This window comes from Nocardia sp. NPDC058666 (assembly GCF_042714895.1).
In the GTDB taxonomy this organism is placed as follows: domain Bacteria; phylum Actinomycetota; class Actinomycetes; order Mycobacteriales; family Mycobacteriaceae; genus Nocardia.
The window spans coordinates 637,559-656,122 of the sequence record NZ_JBHXRY010000002.1 but is presented as its reverse complement, the minus strand read 5'-3'; the positions used below and the strand labels follow the sequence as shown (position 1 = coordinate 656,122).

The 18,564-nt window shown below is 67.8% G+C and carries 19 protein-coding genes and 1 pseudogene; 6 read left to right on the top strand and 14 right to left on the bottom strand.

Features of this window, described 5'->3' with window-relative positions; genetic code table 11:
• Window positions 1–117: 117 nt before the first annotated feature.
• Window positions 118–597 carry a hypothetical protein gene (locus tag ACFWVD_RS09470; RefSeq protein ID WP_379241565.1) on the bottom strand — a complete coding sequence of 160 codons (480 nt, stop codon included), beginning with the start codon at window positions 595–597 and terminating at the stop codon, window positions 118–120.
• A 7-nt stretch (window positions 598–604) separates the two neighbouring features.
• Window positions 605–2,122: pseudogene (guaB, locus tag ACFWVD_RS09465) on the bottom strand (IMP dehydrogenase); the annotation flags it as partial.
• Window positions 2,123–2,343: 221 nt separating this feature from the next.
• On the opposite strand from guaB, the gene ACFWVD_RS09460 reads away from it, so the two are divergent.
• The gene (locus ACFWVD_RS09460) at window positions 2,344–2,757 is read left to right on the top strand and encodes a DUF5319 domain-containing protein (protein WP_022567296.1); all 414 of its coding nucleotides are present in this window, start codon (window positions 2,344–2,346) and stop codon (window positions 2,755–2,757) included.
• A gap of 80 nt (window positions 2,758–2,837) precedes the next feature.
• On the opposite strand, the gene ACFWVD_RS09455 is transcribed toward ACFWVD_RS09460, so the two are convergent.
• The 3 genes from ACFWVD_RS09455 to ACFWVD_RS09445 form a co-directional block, all read right to left on the bottom strand.
• Window positions 2,838–3,899, bottom strand: a complete 1,062-nt coding sequence (locus ACFWVD_RS09455) for an anti-sigma-D factor RsdA (protein WP_379241534.1) — start codon at window positions 3,897–3,899, stop codon at window positions 2,838–2,840.
• The gene (locus tag ACFWVD_RS09450) at window positions 3,892–4,470 is read right to left on the bottom strand and encodes a sigma-70 family RNA polymerase sigma factor (protein ID WP_379241533.1); all 579 of its coding nucleotides are present in this window, start codon (window positions 4,468–4,470) and stop codon (window positions 3,892–3,894) included. Before ACFWVD_RS09450 ends, ACFWVD_RS09455 begins: the two co-directional genes overlap by 8 nt.
• 157 nt (window positions 4,471–4,627) lie before the next feature.
• Window positions 4,628–5,461 (bottom strand): hypothetical protein, encoded by an 834-nt coding sequence (locus tag ACFWVD_RS09445; protein WP_379241532.1) that lies wholly within the window; start codon window positions 5,459–5,461, stop codon window positions 4,628–4,630.
• Window positions 5,462–6,084: 623 nt separating this feature from the next.
• On the opposite strand from ACFWVD_RS09445, the gene ACFWVD_RS09440 reads away from it, so the two are divergent.
• The 3 genes from ACFWVD_RS09440 to ACFWVD_RS09430 all read left to right on the top strand — a co-directional run bounded on the left by ACFWVD_RS09440 (window position 6,085) and on the right by ACFWVD_RS09430 (window position 7,386).
• Complete coding sequence (locus ACFWVD_RS09440; protein WP_379241531.1) at window positions 6,085–6,378, top strand: WhiB family transcriptional regulator; 294 nt, start codon at window positions 6,085–6,087, stop codon at window positions 6,376–6,378.
• A 137-nt stretch (window positions 6,379–6,515) separates the two neighbouring features.
• Window positions 6,516–7,133, top strand: coding sequence for a sigma-70 family RNA polymerase sigma factor (locus ACFWVD_RS09435; protein ID WP_379241530.1), 618 nt, complete (start codon window positions 6,516–6,518; stop codon window positions 7,131–7,133).
• A 1-nt stretch (window position 7,134) separates the two neighbouring features.
• A complete protein-coding gene (locus ACFWVD_RS09430; protein WP_379241529.1) occupies window positions 7,135–7,386 on the top strand; it encodes a hypothetical protein in 252 nt (83 codons plus the stop codon).
• A 58-nt stretch (window positions 7,387–7,444) separates the two neighbouring features.
• Here the strand turns inward: ACFWVD_RS09430 and groL are convergent, their stop codons facing one another.
• Both groL and groES read right to left on the bottom strand, forming a co-directional pair.
• On the bottom strand, window positions 7,445–9,052 hold the full coding sequence (gene groL / locus ACFWVD_RS09425) for a chaperonin GroEL (RefSeq protein WP_379241528.1): 1,608 nt from the start codon (window positions 9,050–9,052) through the stop codon (window positions 7,445–7,447).
• Between the two features lie 86 nt (window positions 9,053–9,138).
• Window positions 9,139–9,438: a co-chaperone GroES gene (groES, locus tag ACFWVD_RS09420; protein WP_056818214.1), complete on the bottom strand. Its 300-nt coding sequence runs from the start codon at window positions 9,436–9,438 to the stop codon at window positions 9,139–9,141.
• A gap of 333 nt (window positions 9,439–9,771) precedes the next feature.
• Between groES and ACFWVD_RS09415 the strand changes: the two genes are divergently transcribed.
• Window positions 9,772–11,214: an Hsp70 family protein gene (locus ACFWVD_RS09415; protein ID WP_379241527.1), complete on the top strand. Its 1,443-nt coding sequence runs from the start codon at window positions 9,772–9,774 to the stop codon at window positions 11,212–11,214.
• Window positions 11,215–11,229: 15 nt separating this feature from the next.
• On the opposite strand, the gene tsaD is transcribed toward ACFWVD_RS09415, so the two are convergent.
• The 7 genes from tsaD to ACFWVD_RS09380 all read right to left on the bottom strand — a co-directional run bounded on the left by tsaD (window position 11,230) and on the right by ACFWVD_RS09380 (window position 18,064).
• Window positions 11,230–12,273 carry a tRNA (adenosine(37)-N6)-threonylcarbamoyltransferase complex transferase subunit TsaD gene (gene tsaD / locus ACFWVD_RS09410; protein ID WP_379241526.1) on the bottom strand — a complete coding sequence of 348 codons (1,044 nt, stop codon included), beginning with the start codon at window positions 12,271–12,273 and terminating at the stop codon, window positions 11,230–11,232.
• Complete coding sequence (rimI, locus tag ACFWVD_RS09405) at window positions 12,270–12,764, bottom strand: ribosomal protein S18-alanine N-acetyltransferase (RefSeq protein ID WP_379241564.1); 495 nt, start codon at window positions 12,762–12,764, stop codon at window positions 12,270–12,272. The genes tsaD and rimI overlap by 4 nt, the downstream gene beginning before the upstream one ends.
• A 29-nt stretch (window positions 12,765–12,793) precedes the next feature.
• On the bottom strand, window positions 12,794–13,486 hold the full coding sequence (tsaB, locus tag ACFWVD_RS09400; protein ID WP_379241525.1) for a tRNA (adenosine(37)-N6)-threonylcarbamoyltransferase complex dimerization subunit type 1 TsaB: 693 nt from the start codon (window positions 13,484–13,486) through the stop codon (window positions 12,794–12,796).
• A 65-nt stretch (window positions 13,487–13,551) separates the two neighbouring features.
• The gene (tsaE, locus tag ACFWVD_RS09395; RefSeq protein WP_379241524.1) at window positions 13,552–14,007 is read right to left on the bottom strand and encodes a tRNA (adenosine(37)-N6)-threonylcarbamoyltransferase complex ATPase subunit type 1 TsaE; all 456 of its coding nucleotides are present in this window, start codon (window positions 14,005–14,007) and stop codon (window positions 13,552–13,554) included.
• Entirely contained in the window at window positions 14,000–15,076 is a 1,077-nt protein-coding gene (locus tag ACFWVD_RS09390) for an alpha/beta fold hydrolase (RefSeq protein WP_379241523.1), read from the bottom strand. The genes tsaE and ACFWVD_RS09390 overlap by 8 nt, the downstream gene beginning before the upstream one ends.
• On the bottom strand, window positions 15,073–16,200 hold the full coding sequence (gene alr / locus ACFWVD_RS09385; protein WP_379241522.1) for an alanine racemase: 1,128 nt from the start codon (window positions 16,198–16,200) through the stop codon (window positions 15,073–15,075). The genes ACFWVD_RS09390 and alr overlap by 4 nt, the downstream gene beginning before the upstream one ends.
• Before the next feature lie 394 nt (window positions 16,201–16,594).
• On the bottom strand, window positions 16,595–18,064 hold the full coding sequence (locus tag ACFWVD_RS09380) for a bifunctional ADP-dependent NAD(P)H-hydrate dehydratase/NAD(P)H-hydrate epimerase (protein ID WP_379241521.1): 1,470 nt from the start codon (window positions 18,062–18,064) through the stop codon (window positions 16,595–16,597).
• 70 nt (window positions 18,065–18,134) lie between these two features.
• Between ACFWVD_RS09380 and ACFWVD_RS09375 the strand changes: the two genes are divergently transcribed.
• Window positions 18,135–18,557 (top strand): cupredoxin family copper-binding protein, encoded by a 423-nt coding sequence (locus ACFWVD_RS09375; RefSeq protein ID WP_379241520.1) that lies wholly within the window; start codon window positions 18,135–18,137, stop codon window positions 18,555–18,557.
• Window positions 18,558–18,564 lie beyond the last annotated feature (7 nt).

The window sequence follows — 18,564 nt, the reverse complement described above, 5'->3', positions numbered from 1 at the left end:
CGTCCCCCCTCCACGCCGCGCCTCCGGTGCAGTCAGCATCCTGCTGCGGCGCCCGCCCGACCAGACCCCCGACGCGGTCGGCTCACGGTCGGGCCGCGGTCGGGTCGCGGGGCAGGCTCACGGGTAGAGCAGGTACGGCCGGCGCACCGCCTCGAAGCGGGCCAGTCCCACCGCCCAGTCGCCCACCACCTCGTCCACGTCCGCCCCCGCGTCCACCAGCGTCCGTACCCGGTCCGAGCCGGTCAGCCGGTCGATCCAGTGGTCGGCGCGCCAGCCGAAGCCGTTCCACACCTGCCGCGCGGTGATCAGCAGCCCGATCCCGGCCCGTACCGGGTCGAAGGCGGCCCGGTCGTGCACGACCAGCCGGACACCGCCGCACACCTTCCCCACGTGCTTGGAGAAGGTCGGGGTGAAGTACGCCTCCCGGAACCACACCCCCGGCAGCCCCAGCGCGTTCGCCGCCTCCGCCCACCGCCGGTCGATGCCCTCCGCGCCCACCACCTCGAAGGGCGTGGTCGTTCCGCGCCCCTCGGAGAGGTTCGTCCCCTCGAACAGGCAGGTTCCGGAGTACACCAGGGCGGTGTCCGGCGTCGGCATGTTGGGGCTCGGCGGTCATGGTGATGTCGTGCGGGTGGCTCTCCTTGAGACCCGCGGCGGTGATCTGCACGAACTGCGCATCCTGCAGGTGCTCGATGTTCTGCGAACCGGTGTAGCCCATCGCGGCGCGCAGGCCGCCCACGAGCTGGTGGATCACCTGGTTGACCGGGCCGCGGAACGGAACGCGGCCTTCGATGCCCTCGGGGACCAGCTTGTCCTCGGCGAGCACGTCGTCCTGGAAGTAGCGGTCCTTGGAGTAGGACTTGGCCTGGCCGCGGCCCTGCATGGCGCCCAGCGAGCCCATGCCGCGGTAGCTCTTGAACTGCTTGCCGTTGACCAGGATCAGATCACCGGGCGATTCGGCGGTGCCCGCGAGCAGCGAGCCCAGCATCACCGTGGACGCACCGGCGGCGATGGCCTTGGCCACGTCACCGGAGTACTGCACGCCACCGTCGGCGATCACCGGCACACCGGCGGCCTTGCACGCGGCGACGGCTTCCAGGATCGCGGTGATCTGCGGGGCGCCGACACCGGCGACCACGCGGGTGGTGCAGATGGAGCCGGGACCGACACCCACCTTGACAGCGTCAGCGCCCGCCTCGACCAGAGCCGCGGCACCCGCGCGCGTGGCGACATTGCCGCCGACGACCTGGATGCGATCGCCGACCTCGGCCTTGACCTTGGCGACCATCTGCAGCACCTGCGCCTGATGCCCGTGCGCGGTGTCCACGATCAGCACGTCGACGCCGGCATCGGCCAACGCCATGGCCCGCGACCAGGAATCCTCGCCGACACCGATCGCGGCACCGACCAGCAGGCGGCCGTCGCGATCCTTGGTGGCGTACGGGTACTGATCGGTCTTGACGAAGTCCTTGACCGTGATCAGCCCGCGCAGGCGGCCGTTGCCGTCCACGATGGGCAGCTTCTCGATCTTGTGGCGACGCAGCAGACCCAGCGCGGCCTCGGCGGTGACCCCTTCACGCGCGGTGATCAGCGGCGCCTTGGTCATCACCTCGTCCACGCGACGATCCTGATCGACCTCGAAACGCATGTCGCGGTTGGTGATAATGCCCACCAGCGCGCCGGTCTCGTCGACCACGGGCAGGCCCGAGATGCGGAAGCGCGCGCACATGGCGTCGACCTCGGCGAGGGTGTCGGTGGGACGACAGGTGACCGGGTCGGTCACCATGCCCGCCTCCGAGCGCTTCACCGTCTCCACCTGGGCGGCCTGATCGGCGGCCGACAGGTTGCGGTGCAGCACACCCATACCGCCCGCACGCGCCATGGCGATGGCCATGCGAGCCTCGGTGACGGTGTCCATGGCCGAGCTCACCAGCGGCGTACGCAGGGTGATGTCCCTGGTCAGGCGGCTGGAGGTCTCGACGGAGCTGGGGATGAGATCCGAGGCGGCAGGCAGCAACAGCACGTCGTCGAACGTGAGGCCGAGCATGGCGATCTTGGTCGGATCGTCGCCCCCCGTAGGAGGGCGCACCGCGTTTCGTTCGCCCGATACGGGATTACTCATTCGGATCGACCCCTCCTGGTCGTGGTAGCAACCGACGCGTTGGTCACAGTGCGTCGGTTACTCGGGCGGAAAAGCTGTCGGATCGGTCGGCGAGAACAAGTCGCCGACGCCTGCGTTCCATGGTATCCGGCGCCCGGATACGGCTGTGAAGTGAGCCCTTCGGCAAAACTTGCCCCCCGCATCGCTGGCGCGATGTACCGAGTACTGCGTACCGTGGGGATGTGCGTGACCATCTACCACCTGGCCTCCCGCCGGATCCCTTCGCCGGAGACCCCTCCGACCCGTCTGCCGCGCTCGACGCTATCGAGCCCGGTGAGCCGTTGGATCCTCATGAGCGCCTCGCGGTCGAGGAAGATCTCGCAGACCTCGCCGTATACGAAGCCCTGCTGGCCCACCGCGGAATCCGCGGCCTGGTCGTCAGCTGTGAGGATTGTCGGCAAGATCACTACCACGACTGGGACATGCTGCGGGCGAACCTGCTGCAGCTACTCGTGGACGGCACCGTCCGTCCGCACGAGCCCGCCTACGACCCCACCCCCGAGGCTTACGTCACGTGGGATTACTGCCGCGGCTACGCGGACGCGTCGATGAACGAGGCGTTCCACGGCGACGGTTTCGACGGGTTCGACAACTGAGCTGGTAACACGACGAAGGCCCCGAACCTGTTCGGGGCCTTCGTCGTTGGTGTGTGTTCAATTCATCGTTGCGTGGTGCTTCAGGGAGACGGCACCGTCGGCGGGGTCTGCAGGATCGTGGCCGCGGGCGGCACCTGCAGCGTGGACGGCACGGTGGGCGGCAGCGGTTCCGACGTCGGGACCACCGTCGGCACGATGACCGGCGGTGGTTCGGCGATGGTGGTCGGCGGAGTCGTCGGATCGACCGTGACCGGCGGTGTCACCGGCGGCGGGGTGGTCACCGGCGGCTGCGTGGGCTCGACCGGCGGGACCACCGGCTTGGTCTCGGGACCGGGCGTTTCCAGGATGACCGGCGGCTGCGGATCGGTGCTGCCACCGGGACCGGTCGGTGCGACCGGAGCCTGCGAACCTGGGTTCGACGTGGGCGGAACCGGTGCCTGGGTGGTCGGCTTGGCCGGGGTGACCGTGGTCGGCGGCAACTGCGCGCCGATTTCGGGTGCGAGCGCGAGTAGTTGGTCACGCAGTAGGTTCCAGCGTGCGATCAGATCGTCGCGCTTGACCGGGTCGTCGACCTGGCCCGCGTTGGACGAGGCCTGTTCCAGCCGGGCCTTGGCCTGTTCCGGATCGCCCGAGGTGAGCAGGTTCTGCGCGGCCAGCAGATCCTCGTCGGCGTACTGCACGACGGTGGACTGGGCCTGTTCGCTGAACACGACCTCCTTGACCCGCCACAGCGGATCGCCGGGGGCAGCGCTGTAAGCGAATGCCGTGATACCGCCGAACACCAACGACAATGCCGCTGCCGCCCCGAAGATCGGGCGGACCAGCCGCAGACGTCCGCGCGAGGAAGCTCCGACTCGAACCTGCCGTGCGCCGATCTCCTGATTGACCGCCGCGAACACGGTGTCCAGATCAGGGCCCGCAGGCATCGGTGCGGCCAGTACATCGGCCCGCCAATCCGCGAGTAACGACGCCAGCTGGAACTCTTCGGGACTGTCGGTACGTACCGGACCGTCGCCGATGATCGCGTCGATCAGCGCATCATCGCTGCGCACCGCCGCGATGTCGACCGGCCCGGAGTCACCGGCACCCTCGGCGGCGTAGGGACCGCTTTTGCCAAGACCGTGCTCGCCATCCCTAGCCATACATTTCACCTGCCCTCGCCACTTGTGACTTCAGTTTCGCGAGTGCCCTGTGCTGGGCAACCCGTATCGCCCCCGCCGTGCTACCCACGGCGACTGCGGTTTCCTCTGCTGACAGACCCATGACCAGACGAAGGATCAGGATTTCTCGATGTTTCTCGGGGAGCGTTGCCAGCAGAGTGTTCATCTGCCTGCTCGTCTCCGAGTCGAGAGCCCGCTGTTCCGGTCCCTGGTCGGTGGATATGACATCTGGTACTTCGGCCATCGCTTCCGACTTGTTACGTGCGGCGTTGCGATGGGCGTCGGCGACCTTGTGCGAAGCGATTCCGTACACGAAGGCCATGAAGGGCCGACCCTGATCCTGATAGCGGGGCAGGGCGGTCATCACAGCCAAACAGACCTCTTGCGCAACATCGTCCGCGGACAGCTGTCCGCGCTCCGCGGCCCCGATCCGCGCCCTGCAGTAGCGAACTACCAAGGGACGGACCAGTTCCAATACCCGAGCTAAAGCGGTCCTGTCGCCCTGCGCAGCCGCAGCGACGGCGAGGTCCAACTCTTCGCCCATATGCGTCATCGTCAGAGATTTTCCTGGCGTTACGAGTGGCGCGGTCCAATGTGACCGAGCTTCCACCGAAAAGGCGGAACGGGACTAACAATAGCGACCCGCGAATCGGCCGCCAGCGGGCGTGGTCGCTTCTAACCGTGCTCTCAGAAAGATCATCCGCGGGCGATCACGCACCCAGCGGGGCGATGTCGCCACCCCAGACCCGCAGACGGCCACCATGATCTGCGGCTTCGTCGGCGGCGATGCGCGCGGCGGCCGGTTCGTCGACGCCGGAGCGCAGCATGGCGGTGGCCCAGCGCAGCGGCAGCAGGCCGTTGTCGCGGCAGTCCAGGTCGACCTGGCGGGCCAGTTCAGCGGACCTGACAAGGTCGCCGGTGGCGGCGGTGGCAGCGGCGACCAGCAGTGCCGATTTCACCTGATGACGGACTGACGGCAGGGCCGCGGCGAGTTCGACGGCCTTGCCCGCGTCGCGCAGGGCTTCAGCGCCCGCACCGCCGGCAAGGGCGGTTTCCGCGCGCACCCAGTGCCAGCGCACCTCGGCGCGCGGGGGTGCCTGCGCCAGCAGTGGTGGCACGCGGCGCAGCAGTGTGTGGGCCAGGGCGAGTCGGCCGGTGCCCAACGCGTCAGCGGCCAGCCCCGTATACGCGTCGGCAAGTGCTTCGGCGCGAATCGCTCCGGTGGCACCGAGCGCGAGCGTGGCCGCACGGCCGTCGAAGACCGCCGCGCCCGCGTGATCGCCGAGTTGGCGCAGCAGCGATCCCCGAGTGCTCTCGACGAGCGATTTCAGACCCGGATCGATCCTGGTTCGAGCCAATACCTGCAGGTCAGAACGGGCGGCGGCGTACCGCCCCTGCCCACCGAGCGCGACCGCGCGGTACCACCTCGACAGTGGGTCGCCGGGCTCCGGCAACTCCGCAGCGGCCAGGCCCGGAGTGGGCCCGAAAGCAGTCGAAGCGAGTATTTCGGATCCGATATCCGCGGGTGAGGCCGTTGTACGCACGTCCGGACTCTAGCCGCCGACAGGCCCGGGCCGTTCCCGTGTTATGTACGCGAGAAACCCATTCAGCAAACAGTCAGCATTTCATCCGAGCGTCGATGTTGCCATCAGGTAAATCTCCGCTCTCCGATCCCACTACCGCAAAGTCTCGAATTCACATGCGTTTCGCGCAATTAACCTTCGCGCCCCGTTTTCGCCATCTACTCGCGCACAGTCGGGATAGGTCACTGTGACGCAGCGCACTCGTCCACGGGGAGCCGCACCGCGGGAAACAGGGCCTCTACCGGCGCGACCTGGGAAAACATGGGATGCTTCGACTACGCGAAGACACCCGATCCATAGCCAACCAAACAGTATGGGGGGATCGAGTGTGAAATGTAAATAGTGAGAAGGTTAAATTTCAGCGTTGCAGATTTACTGAACACATGCGCCGAACTATTGACGTAATTTCCCGCCTGCACCTAACGTAACTCATCGCCACGGTTGGCGCCGCGCGAAAACGCAGCGACATCCGAGCGGCACCGTCAGGCACCGTCGAGCCGGTCACCCCGCAACGGGTGGCGCGAAGACCTGCCGCACCACTTCGCTCGACAACGCTGACGAGCTCGCGCAACAAGGAGTTCACCATGCCCATGCCTACTCACCTCCCCGGTCCGAACGCCGACGTCTGGGATTGGCAGATGCGTGGACTGTGCCGCGGTCAGGATTCCGCGGTGTTCTTCCACCCCGACGGCGAACGCGGCCGCGCCCGCACCGCACGCGAAATGCGCGCCAAGGAGATCTGCCGGGCCTGCCCCGTGCTCATGCAGTGCCGCACCCACGCCCTCAAGGTCAGCGAGCCCTACGGCATCTGGGGTGGCATGTCCGAGACCGAACGCGAGATGCACGCCCGTCGCAACCGGCGGCGCATGGCGGTCTGAGGACTCTTCCGCGCCGGTGGGAAATCTGTTCCCATCCACCCGGTCCGGCGTACCGAATCCCTAGCAAACAACTGGCACCCCGAACAAAGACACCCCGGGCAGACGGCTGTCATAGCCTCGGTCTACATTCGTGTCCGATGACACAGAATGGGTTCCGAAGCGAAGCCTTTCCACCGAGCGTGGATTCTGCGGTTACCGCACGCGCGGCCGAAGGCGTCGAGCTAGCTGCTCTGTTACACCGATGCAGCCTGTCCGACCAGCAAGCCTTTGCCGAACTGTACGACCGGACGTCGGCGCGTGTCTTCGGCCTGGTCCTGCGGGTGCTCCACGACCCCGGGTACGCGGAGGAGACCACGCAGGAGGTGTATCTCCAGGTCTGGCGCACCGCCACGAGTTTCGACCCCGCCAAGGGGTCGGCGGTGACCTGGCTGATGACGCTGGCCCACCGGCGCGCGGTCGACCGGGTTCGTGCCGAGCAAGCCCACACCCAGCGCGAGGTCGCGTACGGGATCCGGGTGCTCGGTCACGAATTCGACGAGGTCACCGAGGAGGTGGAACGCAGACTAGAACAACAGGCCGTCCAGCGCGGGCTCTCGACTCTCACCGAGACCCAACGCGAGGCGATCTCGCTCGCCTACTACGGCGGGCGGACCTACGCCGAGGTTGCGACTTACCTCGGCATCGGGTTACCGACCGTGAAGTCCCGGATTCGGGACGGATTGACACGACTGAAGAAAAGTTTGGGGGTGACGTGAGATGAACGAAGCCCAGATCGATCTCGCGCACACCGTCGCGCTCGGATTGATCGACGACGAAGACCATCACGCGATCCAGACCATCATCGATACCGAAGATCCCACCCTGTGTACGCAGTTCCTGCGCGAGGTTCGCCATACCCGCGAAGCCCTCGCCCAGCTCGCGTCCGCAACCCCCACCCCACCACCGCCGTCGCTGCGCGCCCGTTTACTGGCCACGCTGCAGGCACAAGATCCGCCGGTCGCCAGCTAGCGGATGACGAAAGGCCCCCAGATCGCCGCAGCGATCCGGGGGCCTTCGTCGTTACCTCTTAGTGCGAGTGACCGTGCCCGTGGTCGTCGTCGGCCGCAGCCGGCTTCTCCACGATGGCACTTTCGGTGGTCAGGATCATCCGCGCGACCGAGGCGGCGTTCACCACGGCGGAACGGGTCACCTTGACCGGGTCGACGACACCGTCGGCGAGCAGGTCGCCGTAGGTCAGGGTGGCGGCGTTGAAGCCGTCCTTGCCCTCGGAGACCTTGGCGACCACGACGGCACCGTCGAGACCGGCGTTGGTGGCGATCCAGTACAGCGGCGCCTCGAGGCCCTTGCGAACCACCTCGACACCGACGGCCTTGTCACCGGTGAACGAGTCACGCAGTTCGACCAGCGCGGCAGCGGCGATGACCAGTGCCGAACCGCCACCGGGGACGATGCCCTCCTCGACCGCGGCCTTGGCAGCGGCGACCGCGTCGTCGACGCGGAACTTGCGCTCCTTGAGCGCGGTCTCGGTGGCAGCGCCGACCTTGATCACCGCGACGCCACCGGCCAGCTTCGCCAGACGCTCTTCGAGCTTCTCGCGATCCCAGTCGGAGTCCGAGGCCTCGATCTCGCGACGCAGCTGCGCGCCACGGGCCTTGATGTCGGATTCGGAGCCCGCGCCGTCGATCAGCACGGTCTCGTCCTTGGTGACCACCACGCGCCGGGCCTGGCCCAGCTGCTCGAGGGTGGCCTCGCGCAGGGTGACGCCGAGATCGGGGTTGATCACGGTGCCGCCGGTGACCACGGCCAGATCGTCGAGGAACGCCTTGCGACGGTCACCGAAGAACGGCGCCTTCACGGCAACGGCCTTGATGGTCTTGCGGATCGAGTTGACCACCAGGGTCGACAGCGCTTCGCCGTCGACGTCCTCGGCCACGATCAGCACGGACTTGCCGGACTCGGCGACCTTCTCCAGCAGCGGCAGCAGGTCGGGCAGCGAGCTGATCTTGTCGCGGTGCAGCAGGACGTAGGTGTCCTCGAGCACGGCCTGCTGGGCCTCGGGATCGGTCTGGAAGTAGGGCGACAGGTAGCCCTTGTCGAACTGCACGCCCTCGGTGATGACGAGTTCGGTGCTGGTGGTCGAGGATTCCTCGACGGTGACAACGCCGTCCTTGCCGACCGTGGTCAGTGCCTTGCCGACCATGTCGCCGATTTCGGGATCACGCGAGGACACGGTGGCGACCTGGGCGATGGCCTTCTCGCCGGACACGGGGGTGGCGAGCTCGAGCAGCACCTCCGAGACCTTCTCCGCGGCCGCGGCGATGCCCTGGCCCAAAGTGATCGGGTTGGCGCCCGCGGCAACGTTTTTCAGGCCGCCGCGCACGAAGGCCTGAGCCAGCACGGTGGCGGTGGTCGTACCGTCGCCCGCGACGTCGTTGGTCTTGGTGGCGACGCTCTTGACGAGCTGGGCACCGAGGTTCTCGAAGGGGTCCTCGAGGTCGATCTCCCGCGCGATGGTGACGCCGTCGTTGGTGACGGTCGGGCCACCGAAGGCCTTGGCCAGCACCACATGCCGACCACGCGGGCCGAGGGTCACCTTGACGGCGTCGGCCAGCTTGTCGACACCGCGTTCCAGAGCCCGGCGAGCCTTTTCGTCGAACTCGATCTGCTTGGGCATAAAGGATTCAGCTCCTGTTTGTGAACGCAATCCGCCCCGGGTCTAGTGAAAGACGCCGGGGCGGAACGCTGATGCGGCGTTTGGCCTTACTTGGTGACGACGGCCAGGATGTCGCGCGCCGAGAGGATGAGGTATTCCCCACCCTGGTACTTGATCTCGGTGCCGCCGTACTTGCTGTAGATGACGACGTCGCCTTCCTTGACGTCGACCGGGATGCGGTCACCCTTATCGGTGACGCGACCCGCGCCGACGGCAATGACGGTGCCCTCCTGCGGCTTCTCCTTGGCCGTGTCCGGGATGACCAGGCCGGAGGCCGTCGTCGTCTCGGCCTCGTTGGCCTGGACGAGGATCTTGTCCTCGAGCGGCTTGATGTTCACGCTCGCCACGTTGAGCCCTCCACTTTCGGGGAAATTCGGTTGTCCGGAACTGGTGTCCCAGACCGGTTTCGGTCAGCTCGCGACCCTGCGCACAGGCCCCGTCGTCGCGGGTGCCGGGACCGAAGCCCAGAAGTCGACTGGCACGAGTACAGCTAACACAGTGCCGACTAGCACTCTATACGCGAGAGTGCCAGCACTCAAGGCTGGGTTCTGCCGATGTCGCATTTTCGACACGCCCACACTGGGCAGTGGTCTTCACTTCGACTGCCACAATCTGTAACGTTCGCATAACAGGCTGTGACATAGCACAGGAAAGCACCAACCGCGCGAAGGGAGGTGAACATGCGAACATCCCTCGGCATCTCGGCCGGGAACGAGGTGGTGTGCTCGGCACTGGTCGCGACAGGGCCCGCGGGCGAGCAAAGTTTCGACTACCGAGTGGTTTCCGCCGACGCCGCACATTCCGATCTCGGCGATCTCGTGTCGTCCTCGATCGAGTTGATGACCACGCAGCTGCCGGTGTCGCAGACCGCGAGTATGAGCATGATGGGCGAACCGCTGGGCCGCTACTCGGGCGGGCAGCGTCGCGCCGAGTCCGCGCGTGCGCGTCCCCCCACCAGCGTGGCCGTGGCGTACCGCAACAAGGAACAGGCACAGGCGATTCGGGCCGCGTGTACGCGCCACCGCGATCTGCACCTGGTCACCGAGGGCGCCGCGGCGCTGGCCTACCTGCGCAGTACCGGTCTGCTGGACCGCTACCCCACCGTGGCCGTGATCGACCTGGGCGCAACCGGTCTCAGTGTCACCGTGGCCGATTACGCCGACAGCGTGGTCCTACACACCGAACGTACGCCGTCGCTGAGCGGTAACGCCATCGACGAGTTGATCTACCACCACCTGGTCGACCTGCACTACGCCCGCCGCGGCACCAGGCCCAACCGCACCACCCTGACCAATCGTGGCCGCGCCGCCAAGGAGCACCTGTCGCTGGCGCCGGTGGTCACCATCGATCATGTTGCGGGACAAGGGCTAGAGCTGACCCGCCCTGATTTCGAAGAGCTCATCGGTGGGCTGCTGCGCAATATCGCACTGTTCTCGTCGTCGGTGTTCACCCGTTCGCCGAAGTACCCGGACGCGGTCGCGGTGATCGGCGGGTGCGCCAATATCCCTTGCGTCATAGACACTCTCGCGGCACGCCTGGATGTCCCCGTACTGACCGTGCCCGATCCCGAAGCGGCGATCGCGAAGGGCGCCGCACTGGTCGCCGATGCCGCCGCCCCGTCCACTCTGCCGAGCGGCGCGCACGCCGACACGTCCAGCGGCACCTTCGCCAAGGTCGTCGGCACGCTGGCCGGCGCGGTGGTGGTGGTCGGCCTGGTGATCGGTTACGGCGTGCAAGCGGTCAACTACGACACCCCCGACGTCACGCCCGCGGGCACCAGCAGCACTGTGCGTCAATCCCCCTTACCGGTTATGCCCGCGCCCGAACCGACGCCGGCTACCCGCGAGAGCACCGAACGCACCGGCGTCACCAACGCCCCGCCCGCCGCCGATCCCCCCACGGCGACCACGGCGCCACCCACCTCCGCGCCGACAACAACCACGAACCCCGTACCGGGATCACCGACGGCACCCACCCTGCGACCCGACCCGAACCTTCCCCAGATTCCCTACCCGGAGTCGCCGCTGGGCTTGGACAGTGGCTCCTCCGGCGGCGGCCGTCGCCCCTCGACGCCCAACACACAAACCCCGGCACCCAGCCCTACTGTGGCCCCCACCGAGTAGGCACCTTTCAGGACGCTAACGCAGCGCGCTCACCGAAACCGGCAACCCCGGATCCGTAGCAACAGTCAACGCGGCAGGCTGAGCCCCCGCCGCGATCACATGCGCCCCCAGCGCCGCGATCATCACCCCGTTATCGGTGCACAACCGCGGCTTGGGCACGCGCAACGTCAAACCCGCTGCCCCGCAACGCTCTTCGGCCAACGACCGAATCCGCGAATTGGCCGTGGCACCCCCGCCTAGCACGATCGTGTCGACCCCGACATCCTTGGCCGCACGCACGGCCTTCATGGTCAACACGTCGGCCACAGCTTCCTGAAACGACGCCGCGATATCAGGAATAGGCAGCTGATCAGCGGTGATCCCCTGCCGCTGCGCCGCCTCGACATACCGCGCGACAGCGGTCTTGAGCCCCGAGAACGAGAAGTCGTACCGCGCGTCCTGCGGCCGGGTCATCCCGCGCGGAAACGCGATCGCGCGCGGATCACCGTCTGCCGCAGCGGCATCCAGATACGGCCCGCCGGGATACCCGAGCCCGAGCAACCGAGCGACCTTGTCGAAAGCCTCGCCCGCGGCATCATCGACAGTGCTACCGAGTTCGGTGATCGGCTCACCCAGATCGGTCACCTGCAGCAGATGCGTATGCCCACCCGACACCAGCAACGCCACCGCGGGCGGCATCGGCCCGTGCTCGAGCGTGTCGACCGCGACGTGCCCACCGAGGTGGTTCAACGCGTAGAACGGCACATCCCACGCCGCCGCATAAGCCTTCGCCGCGGCCACACCCACCAGCAACGCACCGGCCAGGCCGGGCCCGATGGTGACCGCGAGCGCGTCGGGCTTGCTGATCCCCGCGGTGGCCAGCGCACGCCGCATCGCGGGCACGATCGCCTCGAGATGCGCACGCGAAGCGATCTCGGGCACCACGCCACCGAAGCGCGCGTGCTGATCCACGCTCGAGGCGACCTCGTCGGCGAGCAGTTCGACCGAACCGTCGGGATGGCGGCGCACGATGCCGACTCCCGTTTCGTCGCACGAGCTTTCGATCCCCATGACGATCACGACAGCACCTCGTCCTGCCGACCGCGTGCGGCCCATTCGTCCGCTGCCGCGGTCAGTTCCGGCCGTCGCATCGTGTACGCGTCGGCGCCGCTGGGGTGGTAGTAGTTCTTGCGCAGCCCGATGATGTGGAACCCGTGCTTGGCGTACATCGCGATGGCGGGCGCGTTGTCGGTGCGCACCTCGAGAAACACCGGACCGCCGCGTTCGGCCGCGGTGGCCAGCAGCGCTTCCAGCAGCAGCGTCCCGATGCCGCCCCGATGGCATTGTGGGTCGACCCCGATCGTGTGCACTTCGGCCTCGGGATGGGCGTCGTCGCCCAGCAGCGCGATGCCCGCGTACCCGACCATCACCCCGTCGGCGTTGCGCGCGGTGATGTACCGGTTGTGCCCGCCGGCCAGTTCGGACCGGAACGACACCGCCTGCCACGGGTCGTCCTCGGGGAACAGCAGGTGTTCCAGTTCGACGCAGCGGTCGATGTCGGGCAGCGTCATTGCGGCGATCACGTACTCGGTCACGACACTCACGCCCCGGTCCGGTCGAGGGTACGGAAACTGTTCTCCACCGCGTCCGGCCTGCGCAGATACAACGGCACCAGCGCCTGCGGCACGTCACCCGACAGCAGTGCGGGCGCGGCGACGGTGACCAGCCCGGCGGGCGAGGGCGTCTCACTGGGCAGCACCGGCAGATCGAAATAGTCCACGTGCGCGGCCGACCCGGCGATCGCGGCGGCCTCACCGACCGGCACGTCGGCGGGCTTGCTGACCTCGGGACCGGCCACGCGCGCACCGTCGAGGTACTTCGCCCAGTACACCTCGCGCCTGCGCGCGTCGGTGACCACCAGCAGTTCGCCGGGGTCGCGCTGTTCGCCGAAGGTGTCCGCGGCGATCGCGTCGAGGCTGCACACCCCGTGCACCGGGAGTCCCAGCGCGTCACCGAAGGCGGCGGCGGTGGCCATTCCCACGCGCAGCCCGGTGAACGGACCGGGTCCGAGCCCGACCACGACCGCGTCGAGTTCGTCGCGGCGCACGCCCGCTTCGGCCAGGCATTCCAGGATCTGCGGGGTGAGGACCTCGGCGTGTGCGCGGGCGTCGACCTTCACGCGGGCAGCAAGCGTCGCCACGGTGGGGCGGGTGCCGGGTTCACCGGCAGGTGACAGGTGCACCAATCCCGCTGTAACGGCGGGTGTCGCGGTGTCGACTGCTAGTACGAGCATGATTGTCTCAACAATACCGGGTGGTATCGGCGCTGCGCGCGCACCGGTGCGCAGCTGATCGCGCGTTATTCGATCCATTCCCAGATCGCCGTGCGCACATCGGATTCCGGCTCCCGGGCGAGTTGCACGCGCAGGTGACGGTCGGTGAGGTGTTCGACCACCCCCTTGCCCCATTCCACGACCACGACCGCGTGGTGCAGGTCGGTGTCCAGGTCCAGTGCGTCCAGTTCGTCGAGGTCACCGGCGAGGCGGTAGGCGTCGACGTGAATCATCGCGGTCCCGGGCGTGCCGTCGGGGCGAACCCCGGCTTTGTGGGCGCGCGCGATGATGAATGTGGGCGAGCTGACCCGGCCCGCGACACCGAGCCCGGCGGCGATTCCCCTGGTCAGTGCGGTTTTTCCGGCGCCGAGCGGGCCGTCGAGAACGACCAGGTCACCCGGGCGAAGGGTGTCGGCGAGTTCGCGTCCGAAGGCTTCGGTGTCTTCGACGGTGTCGAGCACGCGCTGCTGCGGGTCAGCCACCGACGGCCTCCTCACCGTGCGCGTCGGCCAGGCCCGCGCGCTCGAGCAGCCGGTCGAGTGCGGCCGCGGTCACCTCGGGGAACTGTAGGTGTGGCATGTGCGCCGCCTCACGCACCCGAACCAGTTCGCTGCCCGGCAGTTCCGCCGCGAGGTCGCGCGAGTTACGGAACGGGATCACGATGTCGTGCGCGCCCCCGAGAATCAGCACCGGCATCTCACCCAAAACGGGCAGCGCGGCCGACTCATCATGCAGCTCAATGGCTTTCAGGAACTTCTCGATCGTGGCCACCGGGGTGCGGTCGATCATCATCGTGGTGAACCGCGACAGCGTGGGACTGACCGGGCCGTGGAACGAGCTCACGTGCAGCACCGGGGTGAGCACCTGTTTGCTCGCGCTGCGACTGAACTGCACCAGCGTGGGCGCGGTCCGCACGGCCATCCGGAACCCGTCGACCGCCGGATGACGCAGCAGCTGCATGATCCCGGTCGAGGTCACCTCCGCGGCCGCGGTGCTCAACAGTGCCACCGCGCGCACCCTGGTCGCGAACAGTTCGGGGAACTGCGCGGCCGCCGCGAGCACGGCCATGCCGCCCAGCGAATGCCCGACCAGCACCACCGGCCCCGTGGGCGCGCACTCGCGGATGACGGTGGCCAGGTCGCGGCCCAGCTGCGCGACCGTGCAGCTGTCGGTGGTCGGGGTGCCGGAGCGTCCGTGGCCGCGCAGGTCGAAGAACACCAGCCGAACCCGCGCACCGTACTGCTGCGCCAGGTCACGGCGTTGGAAGTGGAACGACTCCATGCTGTTGCAGAATCCGTGCACGAAAACGACCGTGACCTGGGCGGAGGCGTCACCGTAGGTGCGGGTGGCCAGCGACACACCGTCGTCGGACAGCACCGACCCCGGTTCGTCCTCATCGATGAGCGCGAAGTTCTCGTCGCGATATTCGTCGCGTTCGGCGGGCCAGCGCACCCGCGCGCCGATCTGCCGTAGCGAATGGGCGATGGCCAACCCCGTGAGCAGTCCCGCGGTCGCCAGGCCGCCGCGACGGATCACCGTGCGCCGCGTCATCGGCCGGTCCCCACGTAGCGGCGCACCGCGCGACCCTTTGGCGCGCAGACTATTTCGTAGTCGATGGTGTCCAGCGCCCGCGCCCAGTCCAGCGCGTGCGGGTGTCCCGCGCCGCCGCCGAACAGCACCGCGCGGTCACCTTCGCGCACGCCGCCCGCGTTGTCGCCGAGGTCAACCATGAACTGGTCCATGCACACGCGTCCGACATTACGGTGTCGGGCCCCGCCCAACCACACCTCGAAACGCCCACTCAGCGACCGGAATACCCCGTCGGCGTACCCCGCGGGGATCAGCGCGACCGTGGTGTCGCGCGGCGCCACCCACCGATGCCCGTACGAAACCCCCTCCCCCGCCGCCACTTCCTTCACCAGCGCGACCTCGGCCTGAAACGTCATCGCCGGCCGCAACCCGAACTGCCCCAGCTCAGGAATCGGCGAAAGCCCGTACACCGCGATCCCCGGCCGCACCATGTCGAAATGCAGATCAGGCCTGGTCAGCGTGGCCGCCGAGTTCGAAATATGCACCAGCTCGGGTTCCAGCCCGAACTCCTTGGCCGCCGCGATCGCCTCCACGAACCGCTCCCGCTGCCGATCCAACATCGGATGCGCAGGCTCGTCCGCATGCGCCAGATGCGAAAAAATCGCCCGCAACCGCACCACACCCCCGTCGACCAACCCCCGCAGCGCCCGCAGGACCTGCGGATACTCCGTCACCGACACCCCGTTGCGATTGAGCCCCGTATCCACTTTCACCGACACCGTCGCCATCCGCCCCACCCCCACCGCGGCCCGCTCCACCGCCCGCAACTGCGCCAACGACGACACCCCGATCTCGAGATCCCCCGCGACAGCCCCCGCGTAATCCGCGTCAACAGTGTTGAGCCAACAAAGAATCGGCGCATCGATCCCCGCCGCCCGCAAAGCCAACCCCTCCCCTACCGTGGTAACCCCCAACTCCGCAGCCCCCGCCCCCAACGCCGCGCGCCCCACCTCGACCGCCCCGTGGTTATACCCGTCAGCCTTGACCACCGCCATCACCGCGGCCCCCTGCGCGAACTCCCGCAGCACCCGCACATTATGAGCAATGGCATCCAGATCAACGACCGTCTCCACTTGCGCATTCACCCCATTGATCCTGCCAGGACCCGAACATTTCCCCCCACCTGGGCGCGACAAAACCACCGCCCCACCACCTACACACCCCAATTCCGCCATGCCCGCACCGACCCCCACACCTCGCACACCCCGATTCCGCCCTCACCCCACAAACCCAGCCCCCACCTGCGACCCATAGGGAGCAGCGGCCACGCAGTGGCCGTAGCGGCCCGGCCGCGAGTTAGCCGCCGTTGCGTCCGAGGCGCAGCCTCCAGCAACGGTGGCTAACTCGCGGCCCCTCAGGGGCCGCGCTCGAGCGCGCCAGCGCTCCAAAAACACAGCCTCAAACAACCCGGGACCACCAAAACCCTGTGGCTTTGCCCTACCCTCCTCCCTGCCACCACCCAAACCCCGTGGCTTTGCCCTACCCCACCTCCCTGAAACCACCACCCCCCGAATCCCCACCAACCTCCCGCAACACCCGCACCGCCCCCCGAACATGCCCCAACAACGGCGTCGCGGAAATAGGCGCCCCCGCATCCTCCCCGTCATAAGCAGCCAAATTCGCCGCCAAAGAATGCACCCGAGCCCCCGCCGCAGCCGCCCACCCCGCCTCCCGCCCCGCCGCCAGCAACGCCCCGATAATCCCCGACAACACATCCCCCGACCCCGGCGTAGCAGCCCAATCCCCACCCGCGTCATTGACGAACACCGGCCCCTCCGGCGACGCGATAACCGTGGCCCGCCCCTTCAACAACACCGTCACCCCCCATTCCCGCGCCAACGTCCGCACCGCCCCCACCCGATCAGCTCCCGGCGCAGCCCCGGTGAGCCGCGCGAACTCCCCCGCATGCGGCGTGAGCACCGTCACCGCCGACCGCCCCCGAACCAGCCCCGGTTCCTTCGACAGAATCGTCAACCCATCGGCATCGACCAACACCGGCAGATCACTACCCAAAATCTCCACCAACCGATCCCGAGCCCCCGAATCAACACCGGCCCCCGGCCCGAACACCCAAGCCTGCACCTGCCCCGTCTCCGAAACAGTCGCACTGGCAACAACTTCGGGAAACTTCTCCAACACCTCACCATCAGCCCCCGCGTACCGAACCATCCCCGAGGTAGCCACCACCGCAGCCCCCGTACACAACACCCCCGCCCCCGGATACTTCGCACTCCCCGCACACACCCCGGTCACCCCCTGGCTGTACTTGTCATCAGCGGGCCCCGGCACCGGCCACCCGGCCCCGACATCCCCCGGATCCAACTGCACCAACCCCGCCTCCGGCAGCCGTAACCCGATCGGCACCAACACAATTCGCCCACAGTGCGGCACAGCCAACGCGTGCACCGGCTTATACGCCCCGAACGCCACCGTCACATCCGCCGTCACCGCAGGCCCGTCCACCGCGCCCGTATCAGGATCGACCCCACTGGGCAGATCCGCCGAGATGATCGGAACCCGCACCCCCGCAACGATTTCCGCAGCCTCAGGCCGCAAGGGCCCCCGCCCGGAAATCCCCACGATCCCGTCGATCACCAGATCAACCGCCCCCAGCCGTTCAACCACCCGCCCACCAGCCGCCTTCAACGCCGCCAACCCGTCCCCATGCGCCCGTTCAGGATTCAACAACACAGCCGAAACCCGAACCCCACGACGCCGCAAGAACGCCCCCGCCCACAACGCATCCCCACCGTTATCCCCCGACCCCACAAGCAAACCCACCGTCCGCCCGACCACTCCCCCAGTCCGCGAACGCAATTCATCCACAACCACCCCGGCCAACCCGAAAGCCGCCCGCCGCATAGGCATTCCCGCAGGCACCCGCGTGAACAGCTCCGCTTCGGCCGCCCGAACCTGCTCCACGGTGTAATAGCCACGCCGATCCGACACAGTCGTCTCCCAGCTGCCCGCACGGGCCGCCGACCGTCCCGCGATCGTTCGCAGACTACGCTCCACACCCATGTCGATGGTTCGCCCCCGCGCCGCATCCACCCGGTTTGTCGCCGGCCTCGTCGTGGCCACCGCCCTGTTGTCCGCCGGCTGTTCCGGCGACGCCGACAACGGCGCCTCCACCCCCACCCGCACCTTCCGCCCGGTCAACACGACCACCCCCCAGGTGCACCCCCCGACCAACCTCACGGTCGAGGTCGCCAACATGAAGTACTCCCCCGCCGACGCCACCATCAAGGTCGGCGAAACGGTCACCTGGAAGTTCTCCGACAAGGCCCCCCACAACGTGCAGGGCATCGGCGACAAGGCCATGGGCCTCAACAGCCCCATCATCGACAAGGGCGACTGGTCCTACACCTTCACCCAACCAGGCGTCTTCCGCTACATGTGCACCTTGCACCCGGACATGCGCGGCACCATCACGGTCAAGTGAGCATCTG

Bases quoted from the DNA above. Each gene is read 5' to 3' on its own strand.
- groL (WP_379241528.1), bottom strand. From the start codon at position 9,052: ATGCCCAAGCAGATCGAGTTCGACGAAAAGGCTCGCCGGGCTCTGGAA.
- tsaB (WP_379241525.1), bottom strand. From the start codon at position 13,486: ATGCTCGTACTAGCAGTCGACACCGCGACACCCGCCGTTACAGCGGGA.
- ACFWVD_RS09455 (WP_379241534.1), bottom strand. From the start codon at position 3,899: ATGGCTAGGGATGGCGAGCACGGTCTTGGCAAAAGCGGTCCCTACGCC.
- ACFWVD_RS09390 (WP_379241523.1), bottom strand. From the start codon at position 15,076: ATGACGCGGCGCACGGTGATCCGTCGCGGCGGCCTGGCGACCGCGGGA.
- ACFWVD_RS09415 (WP_379241527.1), top strand. From the start codon at position 9,772: ATGCGAACATCCCTCGGCATCTCGGCCGGGAACGAGGTGGTGTGCTCG.
- ACFWVD_RS09435 (WP_379241530.1), top strand. From the start codon at position 6,516: ATGACACAGAATGGGTTCCGAAGCGAAGCCTTTCCACCGAGCGTGGAT.
- rimI (WP_379241564.1), bottom strand. From the start codon at position 12,764: ATGACGCTGCCCGACATCGACCGCTGCGTCGAACTGGAACACCTGCTG.
- ACFWVD_RS09440 (WP_379241531.1), top strand. From the start codon at position 6,085: ATGCCCATGCCTACTCACCTCCCCGGTCCGAACGCCGACGTCTGGGAT.
- ACFWVD_RS09430 (WP_379241529.1), top strand. From the start codon at position 7,135: ATGAACGAAGCCCAGATCGATCTCGCGCACACCGTCGCGCTCGGATTG.
- ACFWVD_RS09375 (WP_379241520.1), top strand. From the start codon at position 18,135: ATGTCGATGGTTCGCCCCCGCGCCGCATCCACCCGGTTTGTCGCCGGC.
- ACFWVD_RS09470 (WP_379241565.1), bottom strand. From the start codon at position 597: ATGCCGACGCCGGACACCGCCCTGGTGTACTCCGGAACCTGCCTGTTC.
- ACFWVD_RS09450 (WP_379241533.1), bottom strand. From the start codon at position 4,470: ATGACGCATATGGGCGAAGAGTTGGACCTCGCCGTCGCTGCGGCTGCG.